At 72.8% G+C, this 17,160-nt stretch carries 17 protein-coding genes and 1 pseudogene; 8 read left to right on the top strand and 10 right to left on the bottom strand.

Annotated features, from left to right (window positions below):
* Nucleotides 1-8: 8 nt before the first annotated feature.
* From B056_RS45785 to B056_RS42900, 3 genes and pseudogenes are all read left to right on the top strand, one after another.
* Nucleotides 9-170, top strand: coding sequence for an HNH endonuclease (locus tag B056_RS45785; protein WP_326828238.1), 162 nt, complete (start codon nucleotides 9-11; stop codon nucleotides 168-170).
* Between the two features lie 106 nt (nucleotides 171-276).
* Nucleotides 277-558: pseudogene (locus B056_RS40815) on the top strand (zinc ribbon domain-containing protein); the annotation flags it as partial.
* The gene (locus B056_RS42900) at nucleotides 555-935 is read left to right on the top strand and encodes a hypothetical protein (RefSeq protein ID WP_154677136.1); all 381 of its coding nucleotides are present in this window, start codon (nucleotides 555-557) and stop codon (nucleotides 933-935) included. The pseudogene B056_RS40815 and the gene B056_RS42900, both read left to right, overlap by 4 nt.
* Nucleotides 936-1,126: 191 nt before the next feature.
* Here B056_RS42900 and B056_RS0120190 read toward each other — a convergent pair whose 3' ends face one another.
* The 4 genes from B056_RS0120190 to B056_RS37310 all read right to left on the bottom strand — a co-directional run bounded on the left by B056_RS0120190 (nucleotide 1,127) and on the right by B056_RS37310 (nucleotide 3,830).
* The gene (locus B056_RS0120190; RefSeq protein WP_018503675.1) at nucleotides 1,127-1,708 is read right to left on the bottom strand and encodes a hypothetical protein; all 582 of its coding nucleotides are present in this window, start codon (nucleotides 1,706-1,708) and stop codon (nucleotides 1,127-1,129) included.
* A 120-nt stretch (nucleotides 1,709-1,828) separates the two neighbouring features.
* Nucleotides 1,829-2,047, bottom strand: a complete 219-nt coding sequence (locus B056_RS0120185) for a cold-shock protein (RefSeq protein ID WP_018503674.1) — start codon at nucleotides 2,045-2,047, stop codon at nucleotides 1,829-1,831.
* Between the two features lie 122 nt (nucleotides 2,048-2,169).
* Nucleotides 2,170-2,871 carry a hypothetical protein gene (locus B056_RS39585; RefSeq protein ID WP_051105684.1) on the bottom strand — a complete coding sequence of 234 codons (702 nt, stop codon included), beginning with the start codon at nucleotides 2,869-2,871 and terminating at the stop codon, nucleotides 2,170-2,172.
* Nucleotides 2,871-3,830: a ParA family protein gene (locus tag B056_RS37310; RefSeq protein WP_018503673.1), complete on the bottom strand. Its 960-nt coding sequence runs from the start codon at nucleotides 3,828-3,830 to the stop codon at nucleotides 2,871-2,873. Before B056_RS37310 ends, B056_RS39585 begins: the two co-directional genes overlap by 1 nt.
* Nucleotides 3,831-4,879: 1,049 nt before the next feature.
* On the opposite strand from B056_RS37310, the gene B056_RS37305 reads away from it, so the two are divergent.
* Nucleotides 4,880-5,518 (top strand): hypothetical protein, encoded by a 639-nt coding sequence (locus tag B056_RS37305; RefSeq protein WP_018503672.1) that lies wholly within the window; start codon nucleotides 4,880-4,882, stop codon nucleotides 5,516-5,518.
* A 317-nt stretch (nucleotides 5,519-5,835) separates the two neighbouring features.
* On the opposite strand, the gene B056_RS0120165 is transcribed toward B056_RS37305, so the two are convergent.
* On the bottom strand, nucleotides 5,836-6,684 hold the full coding sequence (locus B056_RS0120165) for an NAD(P)H-binding protein (protein WP_018503671.1): 849 nt from the start codon (nucleotides 6,682-6,684) through the stop codon (nucleotides 5,836-5,838).
* Nucleotides 6,685-6,767: 83 nt separating this feature from the next.
* Between B056_RS0120165 and B056_RS0120160 the strand changes: the two genes are divergently transcribed.
* From B056_RS0120160 to B056_RS0120145, 4 genes are all read left to right on the top strand, one after another.
* Nucleotides 6,768-7,250, top strand: a complete 483-nt coding sequence (locus B056_RS0120160; RefSeq protein WP_018503670.1) for a MarR family winged helix-turn-helix transcriptional regulator — start codon at nucleotides 6,768-6,770, stop codon at nucleotides 7,248-7,250.
* 235 nt (nucleotides 7,251-7,485) lie between these two features.
* Entirely contained in the window at nucleotides 7,486-9,612 is a 2,127-nt protein-coding gene (locus B056_RS39580) for an Hsp70 family protein (RefSeq protein WP_018503669.1), read from the top strand.
* A gap of 83 nt (nucleotides 9,613-9,695) precedes the next feature.
* Nucleotides 9,696-10,745 (top strand): hypothetical protein, encoded by a 1,050-nt coding sequence (locus B056_RS0120150; RefSeq protein ID WP_018503668.1) that lies wholly within the window; start codon nucleotides 9,696-9,698, stop codon nucleotides 10,743-10,745.
* An 88-nt stretch (nucleotides 10,746-10,833) separates the two neighbouring features.
* Nucleotides 10,834-11,562, top strand: coding sequence for a class I SAM-dependent methyltransferase (locus B056_RS0120145; RefSeq protein WP_018503667.1), 729 nt, complete (start codon nucleotides 10,834-10,836; stop codon nucleotides 11,560-11,562).
* Between the two features lie 123 nt (nucleotides 11,563-11,685).
* Here the strand turns inward: B056_RS0120145 and B056_RS0120140 are convergent, their stop codons facing one another.
* The 5 genes from B056_RS0120140 to B056_RS0120120 form a co-directional block, all read right to left on the bottom strand.
* Complete coding sequence (locus tag B056_RS0120140) at nucleotides 11,686-12,237, bottom strand: hypothetical protein (RefSeq protein WP_018503666.1); 552 nt, start codon at nucleotides 12,235-12,237, stop codon at nucleotides 11,686-11,688.
* Between the two features lie 138 nt (nucleotides 12,238-12,375).
* Nucleotides 12,376-14,331: a dynamin family protein gene (locus tag B056_RS0120135; protein WP_084647201.1), complete on the bottom strand. Its 1,956-nt coding sequence runs from the start codon at nucleotides 14,329-14,331 to the stop codon at nucleotides 12,376-12,378.
* Nucleotides 14,331-14,885, bottom strand: coding sequence for a nucleotide exchange factor GrpE (locus B056_RS42010; protein WP_154677134.1), 555 nt, complete (start codon nucleotides 14,883-14,885; stop codon nucleotides 14,331-14,333). The genes B056_RS0120135 and B056_RS42010 overlap by 1 nt, the downstream gene beginning before the upstream one ends.
* Before the next feature lie 133 nt (nucleotides 14,886-15,018).
* Nucleotides 15,019-16,569: a GTPase gene (locus B056_RS0120125; RefSeq protein WP_084647200.1), complete on the bottom strand. Its 1,551-nt coding sequence runs from the start codon at nucleotides 16,567-16,569 to the stop codon at nucleotides 15,019-15,021.
* A 17-nt stretch (nucleotides 16,570-16,586) separates the two neighbouring features.
* Nucleotides 16,587-17,153, bottom strand: coding sequence for an RNA polymerase sigma factor (locus B056_RS0120120; RefSeq protein ID WP_063826644.1), 567 nt, complete (start codon nucleotides 17,151-17,153; stop codon nucleotides 16,587-16,589).
* Between the last annotated feature and the right edge of the window lie 7 nt (nucleotides 17,154-17,160).

The following is a 17,160-nucleotide window of genomic DNA, read 5'->3' as shown; positions in this document are numbered from 1 at the left end:
GCATCACCGTGCACCACGTCCGGCGGCTGTCAGAACTCGCATATCCGGGACAACCACAGCCGGCATGGGCGGCCGACATGGCACGACGGCGACGCAAGACCCTCGTGGTCTGCCGTTCCTGCCACGACACCATCCACACCGGAAAGCCGATCCCGCAGCTCACGTCATAGTCACCGGAGAGCGACGTGCGGTGAAAGTCGCATGCGTCGTTCGGGCTGGGGGCCGTCGGAAAAGGACCCGCACCCGCGGGTACCTCGCCGGCGGCCCACCAGTGCTCCGTCCTCGAAGACCTGTTCCGGCTGCGGCTGGCGAAACCCAAGCCTGACGCTGTCGGACCGCACGTTCCGCTGCCAGTCCTGCGGGCTGGTGGCCGACCGCGACCACAACGCCGCGATCAACCTCAGACACCAGGTCGCCGCCAGTACGTCGGAGACCGTAAACGCCCGTGGAGCCGACCATAAGACCCGCACGAGCGGGCAGGTGGCTGGGAAGCGGGAACCTGGCACGGCCAAGGCCGGTCAGACCAGGAGTGCCGGCGCGCAAGTGCCGGCGGCGTGAACGGCGAGCGCTATCGCTCATCGATCCGCAACGGTTCCGCCTTCGGTCCGCAGCCGTTGTTCGACGAAATGCAGGAAGAGCCGAACCTGATGCTGCCTGGCGGGTTCGGGGCACGGAAGCTGGTCGACGCGCCGGCGCAGGTCGTCGTCCCACACGGCGGCGGCCAGACGGGCGGCGTGGCGCAGGAGGCGGGGTTGCGGGTCCGTGAGTCGCCTGCTCACGACGTCGTGGAGCCGACGGTGATGGGCGTCCAGATCGGGGCCGTTGGCGAGGCGGTGCATCAGCTCGGCCTTCATGTAGCCGGATCGAAAGCACCACGGATCGGCTTCCAGGAACTGGACGGCGGTCTCGACCCCGTCGGCCTCCCCGCGCCGTAGCGCTTTGGCGGCCTGGTCGAACGGAGCGTAGAAGTCCTGGACCGCCAGGTGGAATCGATCCGTTCCCCGCGCCCACGCATCCCATTGGTCCGCGCTCAGGCTCCGCCGTGCGCGCAGCCGGTCCACGTCGGCGCGTAGTTGTTGGAGCTCGGCGGCCCGCGCGGCGATACCGCCGCGGTGTCGGATCCTCGTCACCCGACGTCCACGCCCGGCAGTCGGCGGCGCAGGGACTTCAGATCCCGCTTGGACAGGCTGGCGTCCTTGACGCCCAGGCGGCACAGTCGTCCAAGGCGCGGGGCGAAGGCGAAACCGGCCAGGGTGAGGGTGGATTCCTCGAGGTAGAGATGGTCGAGCTCCTCCAGCGCGACGAGCTGCTGCACCCCGGCGTCGCTGAAACGGTTCCCGAAACTCTGCCACCAGGTCAGATGCCGCAACACGGCCAGGTGCGGCAGCGCCTCGTCGGTCAGATCGGTCCAGCCCAGCGTCAGCCTGCGCAGGCCTGGGGCCAGGTGAGCAAGCGCGGACAGCGACCCCGACCGAACCGGGCACATGATCGACATCCCGGTGATGCTGTCGGAGGGCAGCCGATCGAGGAAGTGCATGTCGATCGGAGACCAGTCGAGCGAGGCCGGGCGGACCTCCAGGGTCACCTCCCCGCCGTCCGGTACCTCCACGTCACCGCGGGCCGGCAGTGGCCCCAGGTCCTCGTAGGAGGAGCCAAGCCAATCAACCGTGCCTACGGTGCGGTTCTCGGGAAACGGGAGGACGACCACGCGCACAGACTGCCCGGTCCGATCGCAGGCGGCCAACGGTTTTCATCGGCCGAGACCGGGTTCCACCACCGTGACCGTCCAGCGACCACCGCCCGTTGGGCTACATCCAGGAGCTCTGTGTCAGAGCTTGCGGACGTGGATCGCGCGGAATCGGAAGCTGTCCTGCTGGGCGGGCTCGTAGCTGAACTCGACGCGGTCGCCGGCTTCCAGAAATCGTGCCCCGTCCATTTCGATCATGCTGTAGTAAACCCATGCGTCGTGGCCGTGCGGGAGGTCGGTAGACGAGATCGCTCCCCAGCCTCGTTCGGTGTGGAAAAACTTGACGGTGCCGATCGCCATGACGGCAGGATGGCCTGTCCGTCCCGTTGCGGCGACCGGGTTTCGGCGGGTCGGGAGTTCCGCGGGTACTCCCGACCGCCGCACATCGGCCTCCCGGGCGCCCGTGAGGCGAGCTCCCAGGCTCAGCGGTCCTTGCGGCCGGGGAGGAACTCGTTCAGGACGGCCGCGGCGAGCTGGGAGCGGCTTTCGAGCCGGTGCTCACGCGAAAGCCGGTCGATGACGTTCAGCTGGGCGAGCGTCGGGCGGATCTGGACCTGGATGCCGCCACCCCCCGGCAGGCGCAGATGGTCGTCCCGGGCCGGGAACAACGACCCACGGGGCTGGGCGGCGGCCCTCGCCTGGGCGACGAGCTCGGGGATCCGGCCGTGGCACTCGTCCAGCGCCTCCAGCACGATCGACGTGTTCGTGCGGCCCTTCTTCGCCCGCCGGTACTCCTCCAGCCGTCGGGAGACGGTGGGGCTGACCAGGATGGCGGTGATGCGCACCGTCCCGGTCGGCGACAGATCGCCCCTACCGGCCTCGGGGATGTCGACGGGGGCCGGGACAGGGGTGACGTGTGCCTGGATCCTGGCTTCGGGAATCGCGGGACCGTTGTCAGCGCGCTCCACGGGAACGGGCACGGGTGCCAGGGCCGGGCGCGGCTCGGCGGGCACGCCCTCGACAGCCGGTGCGGGTGCCGGGGCCGGGCGCGGGGCGGGCCGGCGCCGGGCCAGCGCCCCCAGGTCCGCCGTGCGATCCGGCCGGGCGAACAGCTGGCCCAGGTCCTGGGCGGGCATCCGGCGCGGAGCCCCCACGCCGTTCTCAGTCTGCTGCTGCTCGTCCATCACGGGGCCGCCACGGCTTCGAGCTCGTTCAGCAGCACCTGACGGCGGGTGAGGATCTCCCGGGTCAGCGCGGCCAGGTCGCCGGCGACCGCGCCCGCCGTGCCGGCGATCATCTGCGAGCGGTCGGCCTTCCCGCGCAGGACGTCGAACGGGGTCGGGCCGGAGGCGGCGGCGGCTTCCAGTTCGTGGAAGGGCTGCCCGCGGCGGCGGGCGTCGCGGGCCGAGGCCTCGGCGTGGCGGATGATCGTGTCGAACATGACGTCCTTGCCGCCGAGGTCGTCGATGACGTCGCGGCGGACCTCCTCGCGGATGCGGCGGGCGCTGGTCCCGGCGGCGAACAGGACGACGCCGAGCAGGTCGAGGGTGGGGTTCACCCGGCGCATCCGGGCGAACTCGTAGGCGACCTGCTGCATGCCCTTGCGGGACGAGTCGTCGCTCTTGATCGGGATGAGCAGCCAGTGGGCGGCGCCCAGGACGAGCTGCAGCAGCGGCCGGTTCTCGGGCGGGCTGTCGATCAGGATCAGGTCGTAGTCGCCGGCGATCGGCAGCAGCGAACGGGCCAGCGCGAGGGTGCCGAGCTCCCCGGTCTCGGCGAACATGTTGTACAGGTGGGTGGGGAGCTGGCGGATCTCCCCGCCGCCGGGGATGACGTCGAGGCCGGGCCGGACGTCGCGGACGGGAACGAGCGGCGTTCCGTAGCGGACGGCGTCGACCAGCCCTTTACCGTCGTCGTCCTTGTCCGGCTGCGCCGTGTAGCCGAGGTCTTCTCCGCAGTTGCCCTGCGCGTTGACGTCGATGACGAGGACGCGGCCACCACCGGCGGCCACCAGGGCGGCGATGTTGGTGGTGAGGGTGGTCTTCCCGACTCCCCCTTTGCCGTTGGCCACGGCTATCACGTGCTCAAGGTGCTCGTGCGGGAAGACGACCTCGGCCGGCCGTGCAAACGGGTCCGTTGTCACGTGTCCTGCGTTCCCTTCCGTCGCGGCTCCCTCTCCCCCACCGGGCCCACCGGTCGACTCCCACGAGGGTGCCAACGCGGGCCAACAGGTTTTGGGGGTCCAGGGCGGGCCCAAGTGTAAAGGAACGGGCAGCTAAGTCCGCAGACGCCCTGGGCGGCGTGTTGGCCGCGTCCCGGCCACGCCCCCTGGCGGGACGGCGGGCGTGAACACGGGCCTCCCCTGTTCCCTGACCGCATGGCCACGAAGTGGCCAACACCCGGGGCTGAACTCGGGGCGGGACCCGGGCGGGCCTTCGGGCCCGCGGCCGCGCCGTCACACGTGCCCGCCACTTCCCCACCACACGGGATGGCACCGTTGCCCGAACGGTGGGTTACGTGTCCGCTGGCACCTGCGCTCACCTGCGGGCTAACTCACCGGCACCCGAGTGTGCGGGCGGGCGGGCACCTCTGCGGGCACCTCAAGGTGCGTACGTGTTGGCGGGCCGGCTAACCGGCCAAGGTGCAAACGTTCCAGCACACCCGGGCTCACACAGCTGTGCCTGCGGTAGTTCACAACCATTGGGCCACATGTTTGCTGACACTGTTGGCTACATTATTGGCCGCACTGGTGGCTGCATTATTGGCCACGTTATTGGCTGCGTTATTGCGTCAACACTTGCCACCACACGTGCTCGCATTATTGGCGAGGGACCTGTGGCCAGGCCTGGAGGCAACAGTGTGCACCCGTGGTCGACCCCGCGAGGGAGGGGAGTGGTACCCGTCTTGACTTCCCCACGGTGGCCACCGCTTGCCAGGCGTCTGGTGCCCAGACGTGTGTACAGGTGTGTGCACGGGTGCGTGCACAGGTGTGCGTCTGGCTCGGTGCCCACGGCCTGGCACACACGAAGCCGGTGTGGAGCCCCGCCCAGGAGCAGGAGCGGGACGGCATCCGGCGGAGGTCACCGATTAGGGCTCGGCCACGGCCACCCAGGGCGCGGCGCAACACCGGATCATCACCATTTAGTGATACTAAACAGCTGTCAAGTACTACTTAACCAGGTGGAGGCCACAGTGTCGGGGTCCGACCACGAGACGGGCATCGTGATCGAACAGATCACACATCTGCTTGCCGCGGTGCCACCCGCGGCGCGCTGGGCGGCGATCCGACGCCTGCGTGGCCAGCTCCCGCTCCTGCAACAGCTCACCGTCCGCCAGATCGACGGCGAGGATCTGACGAGCGTGGGACGCCAGCTGAACGTGACCAAATCGTGGGTGAGCCAGCTCAGAACCGCGGCACCGGAGGAGGGCCCGTGGGCGACGTGGGGGAGGGTTCTCGCGACCGCCGGAGCGCTCGCGGACCTCGCCGAACAGCCTGGAAGCAGCCGCCTCTCCGACGAGTTCGCGGACCTGTTCACCGACGGTCTGCGCGGTTCACCGACAGCACTTCGCCCACGGGTTGAGGACACAGCACGGCGTTGGGCGGCGGCGGCCCGGCGCCGCCGGAGAGCGGAGGATGCCGACCGGCTGTTCGGCCGACTGTCCTTGCTGCTCGACACGGTGACGCCAGTAGGGGAGTGCGTGCCGGCGCAGCGAGCCGAGTTGCTGTTCGCCTTCCATGCGGATCGGGCCGCGCTTCGTGGTGCGGCGGGATGGCCTGCGGTCAGTGGCTCGGAGGCGTCAACCATGTCTGTCGGCAACGGACTCAAGTGACGGATGTCCGCCCGCGTACGCCGCATTTAGGAAGGTGTGGAGGCGAGCGGCGGAAAGACGGCACCGGCCTCAGCGAGGCACCCGATCCGCCGGGTTCGTGGGTCGAAATGGGCAGGTGTCGACATCGCAGTGGGTGCCCCGGTGCGCGTCCAATCCGGATCCTGGGCAGATAGAAGAGGTGGACTACTCGGCCGCGGTCGCGGACGAGTTCGGCCGGCGTTCGGGCAGCACCTCATCGAGTCGACGCGGGGCACGCGGCGTTGCGCGGCGACGCCCCGATGGGAGATCGATTGCGGCTCCCGCGATGACTCACGTGGTCAGCGGGGCTCGAAGTCCTTCCGGTGGGCTTCGACCCAGGAGCGGAACGACCGGGCCGGATGGCCGGTGATCCGTTCGACCGTGTTGTTCACGGGGGCGGTCAGTCCGACGCTCGCCGCGGCCACGTCGAGCAGGGTCTCCAGGATCGGGCGGGGGATGGCGCCGTCCGCACGTTCCAGCGCCTGCTCGCGGGTCAGCTCGTCCACGGGGATCTCAACGCCGAGGACATCGCCGATGACCGCGACCGTGTCCCGCAGCCGAAGCGAACTCGGGCCGGTGAGGATCTGCATCCGGGACCGGTGGGTGCCGCGGGTGAGCAGGTCGGCGGCGACCTCCGCGATGTCGTCGGGGTGGATCGGGGTGAAGGCGGCGTCCCCGAAGGCCATCGCGACCCGCCCGGTCGTACGGATCTGGTCGGCCCAGTCGCGCCGGGCGTTGGTGGCGAGCCAGCTCGGGTAGAGCACGGTGTGCGCGATCCCGGACTCGGCGACGGCCCGTTCGACCGCGCGGTGGATCAGCCCGATGGGGCGGTCGAACTCTCCGACCTCGTAGGACGCCGGCGAGGACAGCAGCACCAGATAGCGCACGCCGGCCTTCGCGGCCGCCTCCAGGAAGGCGTCGACCGTGCCGATGACCGGGTAGAGGAAGACGGCGTCGACGCCGCGCAGTGCGTCCGCTCCGGCGACGCCCGGGTCGGTGAGATCCAGCTCGACCGGCTCGACTCCGCTGGGCAGCCGTAGGGTCGTGACGTCGCGGGCGGACCCGCGGACCGAATGACCGGCGGCGGCCAGCCGGGCCGTCAGGCGTGATCCGATGTTGCCGCCTGCGCCGGTGACAAGGATGGTCATGACACTCCTGCTGTGAGGCACGGGAAAATTAGCTTTATCAACAAATAATCTTTAACCACAAAGCTAAATGCGAGAGGAGGGACGTGTCAAACGACCCCGGGTGCGGCGGCGAGCTCGACGCCGACGAGGCCGTCCGAGCGCTCCTGCTGCTGATGCCCCAGCTGATCGGACGGGCCAAGCGGACACCACCGCCGGACGAGCTGGCCGGGACGGCCCTCGGCCCCCGGCACCTGTCGCTGCTGTCCTTCCTGCTGTTCGACGGGCCCATGACCGTGAACGCGCTGGCCAGTCGGTTGGAAGTGGCCCCGACGACGGCCAGCCTCATGATCGCTGACCTCAGCCGCGGCGGGGTCGTGGAGCGCCACGAGGATCCCGACGACCGGCGGCGGCGCATCGTGAGCATCGCCGACGCCAGCCGCCCGGCGATCGAGGGATGGCTCGGTCCGGCCGCCGCCGCCTGGCGGGAGGCCCTTCAACCGTTGAGCCAGGCCGAGCGCCGTCTCGTCGTGGACACCCTGCACGCGTACGAACGCGCCGCCAGCAGACAGTCCTCACCCAGAACCTGAGCCTCCTGCGGTCACGCTCGCGAGCCCGCTGTTCCCGACACCGGGCCCCAGATCTCACCGGCCCGCCCGGGCCGACCTCCCACCGGGTCGCCGGCCCTCGGCCGAGCAGCACCGGCGGCAGCGGCGGCAGCGGCGGCAGCGGCGGCGGCAGCGGCGGCGACCGGGAACATTCGGCCGGATCGCGTCGTCCCATCACGGATCGCTCACCTGGTGCAGGAGAGAAGGAGAGGACGACGTGGCCGACTGGTCCCTGGCCGTTGATTTCGGCACCACCTACACGGCGGCCGCCACCGCGTCCGCCGGTGGCGCGCCGGAGGCACTGGAGATCGACGGCAGCAGGTCGCTGCCCTCGGTGGTCTGTCTGGACGACGACGGGCAGGTCCTCACCGGACGGGCGGCGGCCAGCCAGGCGGCGGTGTTCCCGGAACGCGCGGAGCGGCTGCCGAAGCGGGCGCTCGTCACCGCGGACACCGTGCGTCTGGGCGGCCAGGACATCCCCACCGTCGACCTGGTCGCCGCCGTGCTGGCCCGGGTCGCCCGGGAGGCCACCCGGCGGTTCAACGGGCGGCCGGCGGGCGCGGTCGTCCTGACCCACCCGGCCGCCTGGGGGCGGCGGGAGGTCGACCGTCTCGGTCTGGCCGCGGCCCGCGGCGGGCTGCCGGCCCCGCGGTTCCTTCCCGAGCCGGTCGCCGCCGCCGTCTTCTACACGGCGGCCGCGACGGACGGGGTGCCGCTCGGACGGCACGCCGCCGTCTACGACCTGGGTGGTGGCACGTTCGACACGGCGGTGCTGCGGCGCACCGCCGGCGGCTACGAGGTGCGCGGCACCGGGGGAGACCCGCACTTCGGCGGCGAGGACGTCGACGCGATGCTGCTGGATCTCGTGGCCGGACATCTCCCGGACCAGGCCCGGCGCGCCTGGGACGAGCTGTGGGCCGGTGACGGCCGGCGGGCCCGCCGCACCCGGACGAAGATCCGCGAGGAGATCGTGAAGGCGAAGCACGAACTGTCCGACCGGCCCACGCACACGCTCTACCTGGACGACTATCTCGACGGTGTCGAGGAGGGGATCCGGGTCACCCGCGCCGAGTTCGAGGAGGCCGTCGCCCCCGCACTCGACGGCACCGCCGTCGAGCTGCGCCGCGCCGTGCACACCGCCGGCCTCGAACCCGGCGCCCTCGCCGCGGTCTACCTGACCGGTGGCTCCACCCGCATCCCCCGGGTCACGGCGGCCGTCACCACCGCCGTCGGGATGCTGCCCACCACGAGCGGCGATCCCAAGCTCGTCGTCGCGCTGGGCGCGCTGACCAAGCCGCCGGTCGCGGCACCGCCGGCCGCCACACCACCGGCCGCCACACCGCTGGCTGCGGCACCGCCGGTCGCGGCACCGCCGGCCACCTCGCCGTCGCCCGAAGCACGATCAACACGCCCGGCTGTCAGCCGCTCCCCGGCGAACGCGCGCATCACCGAGGGAACCGCGTGGGCCGTCCGGGTCGCCGTCACCCTCACCGGGCACGAGGACACCGTCAACGATGTCGCGTTCTCCCCGGACGGGCGCCTGCTCGCGACCGCGAGCGACGACGAGACCGTGCGGATCTGGGACGTCCCGACCGGCTCGGTGCGCACGACGATCGTCGGGCACAAGGACTGCGTCCGCGGTGTGCGGTTCTCGCCTGCCGGGGAGCTGCTGGCCTCGGTCAGCGACAAGAAGAAGGTCCGGGTGTGGGACCCGCTCACCGGGGCGCAGCGCTTCGTCCTGGCCGGGCACGGCGGCGGGGTCAACGGAGTCGCGTTCTCCCCGGACGGGCGGCTGCTCGCCACCGGCAGCGACGACGACACCGTCCGGCTGTGGGACATGGCGACGGGACGCTTCGTCGCGACGCTCACCGGGCACCCGTCGGACGTCCAGAAGATCAGTTTTTCGCCGGACGGCTCGCTGCTGGCCAGCACGAGTTACCACGAGGCACGGCTGTGGAACCTGCGGACCGGCCGGACGACCGCGGTGCTGCGCGGGCACGCCCACTGGGTCTACGGCACGGCGTTCACCCCGGACGGACGGCTGCTGGCGACCGCGAGCGACGACGAGACGGCCCGGATCTGGGAGGTCGGCGGCGGACGGCAGGTGAGCGCGCTGCGGCACGCCGACGGCGTCTACGACGCCGAGTTCTCCCCGGACGGCAGCCTGCTCGCGACGGCGGCCGCCGACGAGAAGGCCCATCTGTGGAGCACGTCGGGCTGGACCCGGGTCACGAAGCTCGCCGAGCACGACGACGAGGTCAACGCCGTGACCTTCTCTCCTGACGGCAGGCTGCTCGCCACGGGCAGCGACGACCGGACCGCCCGGATCTGGCAGGTCACCTGACCCGGCCGGCGCCCACCGCCGGCGCCTCGTCAACACTGATGATGGAGACGCCCCTGCCCTCGGGATGTGCCGCCGGAGGTTCCGTGCCCGCCTCACCCCCCGCGTACCGCCGGCTCTGCCTGACGGTGGACGTCGAGTCCTACAGTCGACGGCCCGGCCGGCACCAGGTCGCCATCCAGTCGGGGCTCACCGACGCGCTCGAAGCGGCACTGCGACGTGTCGGGATCGCCTGGGGGGCCTGCGACGTGCAGGAGCAGGGCGACGGATACCTGCTCCTGCTGCCCGCCGGGGTCGACGAAGGCCGGGTGGTCCCGGGGCTCGTCCACGGCCTCGCGCTGGAACTGCGGCGGGTCAACCGGCGGGAGCCGGGGGATGGGGCGTCGGGGGATCTGGAACCGGGGGAGGACGCGCGGATCCGGCTGCGGGCCGCGCTGACGCAGGGGGCCGTCCGGCGGGCCGCGGCCGGCTACGTGGCGAAGGCGGTCGTCGCCGCGGCCCGCGTCGTCGGGTCACCCGCGCTGCGCGCGGCGCTGGCCGCGTACCCGGACCGGGACCTCGCGGTGGCCCTCACCGACGACCTGTACGAGGACGTGATCGTCGACGGATCCGCCGCGCTGGCCGGGGTCGCGGTCCGGGAGGCCGAGGTCCGTCTCTCCGACAAGGACTTCACCGCGCACGTCTGGGTGCTGGTACCCGACCCGGCGGTCGGACCCGCGGACCGGCTCGACCGGCTCGGCCGGTCGTGGCCGGCCACGGCCGGCCGGCTGCTCGCGGGCGGCGAGGGCGTCACGGGTGCGGGTCTGGCGATGACCCGACTGTGGGCGGGTGGCTCCGTGACCGGGGAGTCTTCTGATCACTACGGAACTGGCGAACCCCAGGGAGCCGGCGGACAGGATCCTGCCCTCGGCGCGTTCCACTCCACGGGCTGGTCGGAGGGCGGAGACGGACCGGCTGACGATCCCGGCCTGCCCGATCCGCTCGATCACGACGGTGACGCGCCCGTCTCAGCCGGGCTGCCCGACTGGGACGACTCCGATCCGGCGGGATTCGCACCGGAACCGTCGGACTGGGCGGACCACGGCGGGCAGGACATCGGGTTCCACGGCACAGGTTTCCACGACCCGGGGTTCTGAGGAGTGCCGGTAAGAGTGGAGGGGCCGGCCTGCCCTACCCGTCTTCCGCCGACCCGCCGGAACATGTGACGGTGGGTAGGGTCCCTGGATGCCGGATCCGATCTTCGCCCATCCTCTCCTCGCGCGTGTCTACGACTCCTTCGATGGAGACCGCGACGACCTGGCCGCCTACGTCGCGACCGCCGCCGAGCTGACCGCGCGTCATGTGCTCGACGTTGGTTGCGGGACCGGTTCCCTGGCGGTCCTGCTCGCTGGAAGCGGCCGCACGGTCGTGGGTGTCGATCCGGCCGAGGAGTCGCTCAGGGTCGCGAGGTCGAAGGACCGGGCGGGAAGTGTCCGTTGGATCCACGGCGATGCCGCGGCGCTGCCGGCGCTCGACGTGGACCTGGCGATGATGACCGGGAACGTGGCTCAGGTCTTTCTCACCGACGACGGCTGGGACCGGGCCCCTCAGGGCATCCACACCGCCCTTCGCCCACATGGCCATCTCGTCTTCGAGACCAGGCGTCCCGAACGTCACGCCTGGGAGGAGTGGGCGGTGGACGTCGATCCCGTCACCCTCGACATCGCCGGCATCGGCCTGGTGGAACGACGTCAGGAGGTCACCGACGTCAGCCTTCCGTTCGTCTCCTTCCGATACACCTACCGCTTCCTGGCCGACGGCGTGGTCGTCACCTCGGACTCGACCGTGCGGTTCCGCGGCCGGGGCGAGGTCGAATCGAGCCTGGTCGCCAACGGGTACGGAGTCCTCGACGTGCGGGAGGCACCGGACCGCCCGGGGTGTGAGTTCGTGTTCGTCGCCGAACGTTCGACCTGAAGCGGCCAGCACCCATACCGCATACCGCATACCGCATACCGACGATCATCGGCTGATCACGAGTGCGACCGAGCCTCCCACGGTTTGTCCCGGTCTCCTACGGCACAAGCCCCTGCTCCTTCGTCACCAGTGGCCGCCCGGGTCCGCGTCGTCGGGGTTGTCGTAGCCGCCGAACTGGACGTCCTCCAGCTCGTGCGGGTTGGTTCCGTGCAGGTAGTCGTCGTGGGTCTCGTAGACGTAGCCGAGCGCGTCCTCGTCGGGGTTGGTGACGGTCGCGCCGTCCGGGAACTCGACGTCGAGATCGTCATCGGAGTCGGGGTCGGGGTCGGGCATCGCGTCGTACCTCTCTCCCACGGTGGCCGCGTCGAGGGGTCCCGGGAACGGCGACGGGTCGGGGCCGTCGCCGTCGGGCTCCCGGCTGGTGTAGGCGGTGGCGAACAGGTGCGCCCAGATGTCGTCCGGGGGCGGGTCGAGGCGCGCGCTGGCCAGGACGGCGTCCAGCGCGCGGTCCAGATCGGGGGTGAGCGTGTCGTCCGGATCGATCCCGGGGTAGTCGGGCGGGTCGGGCCAGCCCGCCGCCCCGAGGCCGCCGTCGGCCGGGTCCCCGGGTGGCGGGGACCAGTCGGCTGTCGGGTCGTCGTCGCCCGGCTCGTCGGGGAACAGCCTGCCGATCACCCGGTCAGCCCGCGGGGACCCGCGCCCACGCCGCCTGACCGCGCGGGCGAGCGGGACCGGCCGCACCCACGCGGACGGTGTGGCGGGCGCTGGGGCGGCCGGTCCGCCGGGCCGCCCCGGCGCCCGATGGTGGCGCGCTCACTGGTGGACGGCGAGCTGGGCGGCCAGGCTGTCCGCCCGGCTGTGCAGCGTGGCCAGGGTGTCGATCTCCCGCTGCACGGCGGCACGCCGCCGTGCGAGCTCCTCCTCGGCGGTCTTCAGGTTCTGCCGGTGTTCGGCGAGCTGCTGTTCGAGGCGCCGGCGGGTCTGGTCCAGCTCCGCGGCGACCCGGCGCTGGACGTCGCTGACAGCCCGGTCGAGCGCGTCCTGCAGCGCGGAGGGGACCTCGGTCTGGATCGCGGCGATGACGTCGTTGACGTAGCGGCGGGCGTCGCCCCTGGCGCGGGCGACCTCCTCCCGGTTCCTGCGCTGCCGGGTGATCAGCGCCCAGACCCCGAACCCGGCGGCGAGGGGAGCGGCGATGCCGCCGACCACGAAGGCGGTGGCCTTGGCGAACAGGGCACCGATGCCGACCGAGGTCACGGCCCGCTCGACCTGGTCGGCCACGCTCGGGCCGCCCGCGGTGCCGGCCGGGCCGCCCGCGCCGGTGGCCCCGGGCAGGGTCCGCAGCCCGTCGGGCAGGGCCAGTTCGACGCCGACACCGGTGAACCCGTCGGCGTCGAACGTCCGGCCGAGGTCGCGGACGATCTCGGTGACGCGCCGGCGCAGCAGGGTTTCCAGGTCCATCCAGATGCCCTGCACGCCGGCTTCCAGGTCGCCGGGCAGCTCGCGCAGGACGTCCGGGCCGCCTTCGGCGATCTTCCGGTCGGCCAGGGACCTGAGCTTGTTGACCCGGCGCTGGTACTCGCGGCGGATCTCCCGGTCGAGGGCCTTCACGTCGCCGGTGAGCTTGCCGCGCCAGCCCGCGCCCTGGTCGGCGAGCGCCTTGAGCTGCGCCTGGCGGCCGGTGACCTCGGCGACCAGGGTCGGGTCCCGGTTCAGCGAGCGCAGGTCCTGCGCCCGTTCGGCGGCGAGCTGCGCCAGCGGCGGCCGGGTCACGGTCAGCACGTTGGCCAGCCGCAGCGCACCGGCCCGGGTGGCGACCTGGCTGACCAGGGCGGTCTCCAGGGCGGGGAAGCCGCTGGAGGCCAGCAGCGTGTCGGCCAGCCGCCCGTCACCGGCGTCGCGTTCGGCCGCGGCGTCGAGCTTCTCCCGGCTGGACACCGCGAACCACGGCGCGCCGCTGTAGCGGGGGGCGTGGGTCGCGATCAGCGCGCGGTCGCGGTCGAGGACGTGGCGCCATCCCGGGTACTTGTCGGTCTGGGTGAGGACGAACAGCACCGTCGCGATCCGTTCGGTGGCCTGTTCGAGGAACCGGCATTCGGACGCGGTCAGCTCGCTGGACCCGTTGACCACGAACACCAGCGCGTCGGCGCGGGCCAGCGTCGCCAGCGTGATCTCGGCGTGGCCGGACACCAGCCCGCCCACCCCCGGCGTGTCGACGACCGCCATGCCTCTGGCCAGCAGCGGGTCGGGCAGGCCGACCTCGACGCCGGTGACACCGCGGCGGCGGGCCTGGCCGGTCAGCGGGTCCAGCGCCGCGTACTCTCCGACGTCGCCCAGCGGGATCTCCCGGCCGGTCGGGCTCTCGGCGTCGCTGACCCACGCCGCCGGCTCCTCGGCGTGGCGCAGCACCAGGTGGACGCTGGTGGCCACGTCCTCGTCGACGGGCAGCAGGCCGCGCCGGCCCACCAGAGCGTTGATCAGGGAGCTCTTGCCGCGCTTCTTCTCTCCCACGACAACCACCGTCGCCGCGCCCGAGCGGGTGCGGCCCAGTTCGGCGCGGATCGCCTCCGCGGCCTGGGGACGTCCCAGGCCGGCGACGGCGTCGGCGGCCTCCCCGGCCCAGGCCACCACCTCGCCGGAGAGGGGATGCGTCCCCGGATCCGGCTTCGGGCCGGCCGGGCCGGGCGGCCCGACTGGCCCGCCTGGGCCGCCTGGGCCGCCTGGGCCGCCTGGCGTCGAAGCCTCGCCCGGTGCTGTCGCTGTCGCCATCAGACCGTCTCCTCCATCCGGTAGACGACCACCTCGGGCCGGCGCAGCAGCCGGCCTCGGTCGGTGAAGCCGCAGAACTCCGTGCTCGCCACGGTCAGATGCCGCGCCGCGTCCGTGGTGCTCTCCCGGCCGACCGCGTCGTGGCCCTCCGGGTCGAACCGTTGCCCGTCGACGACGACCGCCTCCACGCCGACCACGGCCAGTCCCCGGCACAGCCGCCGCCACAGCGCCGGATTCGCGTCCCGGAGCCGGTCCGACAGCTCGATGCAGGCACCCACCAGCGCCTCACGGTCCGCGCTCGCCACCGACGCCACCGATGCCGCCGGATCGGCCGGATCGACCGGCTCGGACAGCCCGGCCGGGTCCTCGGGCGGCTCGACCGGCTCGGGCGGCCCGGGCGGCCCGGGCGGCCCGGGCGGCCCGGGCGTCGCGGACGATCCGGGTGGCTCCGCGGCCGCTTCCAGGCCGCCGCGCCGCCGGGCGCCGGCCCACCAGGCTCTGGCGGCGCCGACGGCGAGGCCCACCGCGGCGCCCCCCAGGGCGGGGATCACCATGTCCACCTCGCCATACGCCGATCCCTCCTCGTGGCCGTGGCCGTGTGCGGAGATGGGACGACGCCCGACGCGCGAATGTTCCGCCCCGGACCGGAAAATCCGCGGGGATCCGCGGGGATCCCGGCAGGCGGGGTCAGGCCGGGGCGGCCGCCTGGGTGTGGATCGCCTGGCACAGGTCGAGCGCGGCGCGGATCGCCCGACGTTCCAGGGCCCGGGTCGGGGCCGCCTCGCGGGTGCGCCAGCGGCCGAGCGCGGCCTCGGCGGCGCCCGCCACCTCGGCGCCGCTCGCCGCGGGCGCACAGCCGACCATCGCCGCCAGGTCGCCGCCGGTGGCGAGCGCGAGCAGTTCGTCGGTGGCCGTCCCCTCCGCCGCCAGCCGGCCGCCGGCCGCGGTGCCCGCCGCGCCGACCAGCGCGGCCAGGGCCGCGGCGGCCTCGATCTGCAGCAGCAGCGGATGCCGCCGCAGCCGGGCGATCTCCTCCCGGACCCGGTCGAGCACCTGCCGCCCGTCGGCGGACGCCGCGGCGCCCCGGCTCATCGCCACCTCCAGCCGGCCGACCGCGGCCTGCGCCCGCAGCCGGTCCGCGCCGGCGACGAAATGCCGGTCGACGTAGTCGAGCACCGGCCTGATCCCGGACAGCTCCTCCATCGTGTCGAGCAGCGCCCTGGTGCCACGCGCCCCGCCGTCGATCGCGGTGAGCAGATGCGTCAGCCCGTAGACGTCGAGCATGCCCAGGAGCCGCTGCCGTTCCGCCGCGTCGAGCGGACCGTCGTCCCAGGTCAGGAAGGACTCCGCCTTGTAGAGGGCGCGGCGGGCCGCGGCCCGGTCGGAGTCCGCGAGGCGCAGCAGCCGCCGGGTGTCGGCCTCGGTGAACTCGTCCCCGAACGCCGTCTCGGCGAGCAGGCCGACCACCGGGAGCACGTCGGCGAGCAGGCCGCGCAGCTGCCCGGCGCTGCGGGCGGCGACCTTGCGGGCCCCCGGCCAGACGTCGTCGGGTCGTTCACCGAGCAGGTCGATCCGGCTGAGCACACCGAGCACCGTCGCCGCGCTCAGCCGGGCGGCGCCCGCGTTGGCCCGCAGCTCGGTGAGCACCTGACGGTCCTGCAGGCCCGGGTGCGGCATGAGGTAGAGCAGCGCGTCCGCGTCGGCGAGCGCGGCCAGCGAGGCCTCGTCCAGGCCGGTCAGCGAGCCGAGACCGGGGGTGTCGACGATGATGTGCCGCTCCGCCAGCCGCCGGTTGGGCACCTCGACCGTCACCGAGGCGATCCGCCGGGCCAGCTCGGCCGCGACCTCATGGTCACCCTCACGGTCCGGGGACGCCGTCGCCCGGTCCTCCGGGCGGCGCAGGTCCGCGGGGATGCGGCCACCCGGGCCGGCCGGGAGGTGGTAGGGCGCGCCGTCGCGCGGCCGGACCAGGATCCGGCTCTGATAGTGATCCCGGAACCAGGCGACGACCATGGTCGTCTCGGTGCCGTTCGTCGCCGCCAGCCGCTGTCCCAGCAGCGCGTTGACCAGCGTCGACTTCCCGGCGTTCAGCTTCCCGCCGACCGCGATCCGCGGGGTGCGCTCCGCCAGCCGGTCCCGGATCGCGGCGAGCTCGTCCCGCACCGGTCCCGGTCCGAACGCCCCCTCCGCCTCGACGCACATCGCCCGTACCCGGTCGCACAAGGGGCCCGCGGACATCCCTGGTTCCTCTCCACTCAGTTCCGCTCGGTGTTCTCAGCGCCGGTGTTCTCAGCGCCGGGCAGGCCGAGCAGCTCGGCCAGGGCCCGCCGTCCCCGGGAGATCTGCGACTTCACCGTCTGCACCGGGATGCCGCGGATCTCGGCGATCTCCTGGTAGGACAGGCCGCAGAACTCGCGCAGCACGATCGCGGCGCGGAACTGCGGCGGCAGCCGGGCGACCGCCCGGTCCAGGTCCAGCCGGTCGGCGAGCTGGTCGGACAGCGACGGACCGGACGCCAGGGGCTCCGGCAGCGTCGCGGCCGGGTCGGGACGCCGCGACCGCCGCCGCACCTCGTCGATGGCCGCGTTCGTCGCCACCCGGTACAGCCACGTCGACACCCGCGACCGGCCCTCGAACTCCCCGATCCGCCGCCACAGGATGATCAGTGTGTCCTGCAGGGCGTCCAACGCGTCCTGGTCGTCGCAGGTGATCCGCCGGCAGATCCCGTACAGGCCGGCCTGATGCCGCCGGACAAGCGTCTCGAACGCCCGGCGGTCCCCGCCGCCCGCCCGGGCGGCGAGCTCCGCGTCCTCATCGTGCATGGGCTCG

Source organism: Parafrankia discariae (genome assembly GCF_000373365.1).
In the GTDB taxonomy this organism is placed as follows: Bacteria; Actinomycetota; Actinomycetes; order Frankiales; family Frankiaceae; genus Parafrankia; species Parafrankia discariae.
The sequence above is the reverse complement of the archived record's forward strand: the minus strand, read 5'-3'. Positions and strand labels throughout refer to the sequence as shown.

Coding starts and splice junctions, on each gene's coding strand:
- B056_RS0120185 (WP_018503674.1), bottom strand. CDS start 2,047: ATGGCGATCGGCACCGTCAAGTTTTTCCACACCGAACGAGGCTGGGGA.
- B056_RS39585 (WP_051105684.1), bottom strand. CDS start 2,871: ATGGACGAGCAGCAGCAGACTGAGAACGGCGTGGGGGCTCCGCGCCGG.
- B056_RS0120165 (WP_018503671.1), bottom strand. CDS start 6,684: ATGACCATCCTTGTCACCGGCGCAGGCGGCAACATCGGATCACGCCTG.
- B056_RS0120145 (WP_018503667.1), top strand. CDS start 10,834: ATGCCGGATCCGATCTTCGCCCATCCTCTCCTCGCGCGTGTCTACGAC.
- B056_RS0120135 (WP_084647201.1), bottom strand. CDS start 14,331: ATGGCGACAGCGACAGCACCGGGCGAGGCTTCGACGCCAGGCGGCCCA.
- B056_RS42010 (WP_154677134.1), bottom strand. CDS start 14,885: ATGGTGATCCCCGCCCTGGGGGGCGCCGCGGTGGGCCTCGCCGTCGGC.
- B056_RS0120125 (WP_084647200.1), bottom strand. CDS start 16,569: ATGTCCGCGGGCCCCTTGTGCGACCGGGTACGGGCGATGTGCGTCGAG.
- B056_RS0120120 (WP_063826644.1), bottom strand. CDS start 17,153: ATGCACGATGAGGACGCGGAGCTCGCCGCCCGGGCGGGCGGCGGGGAC.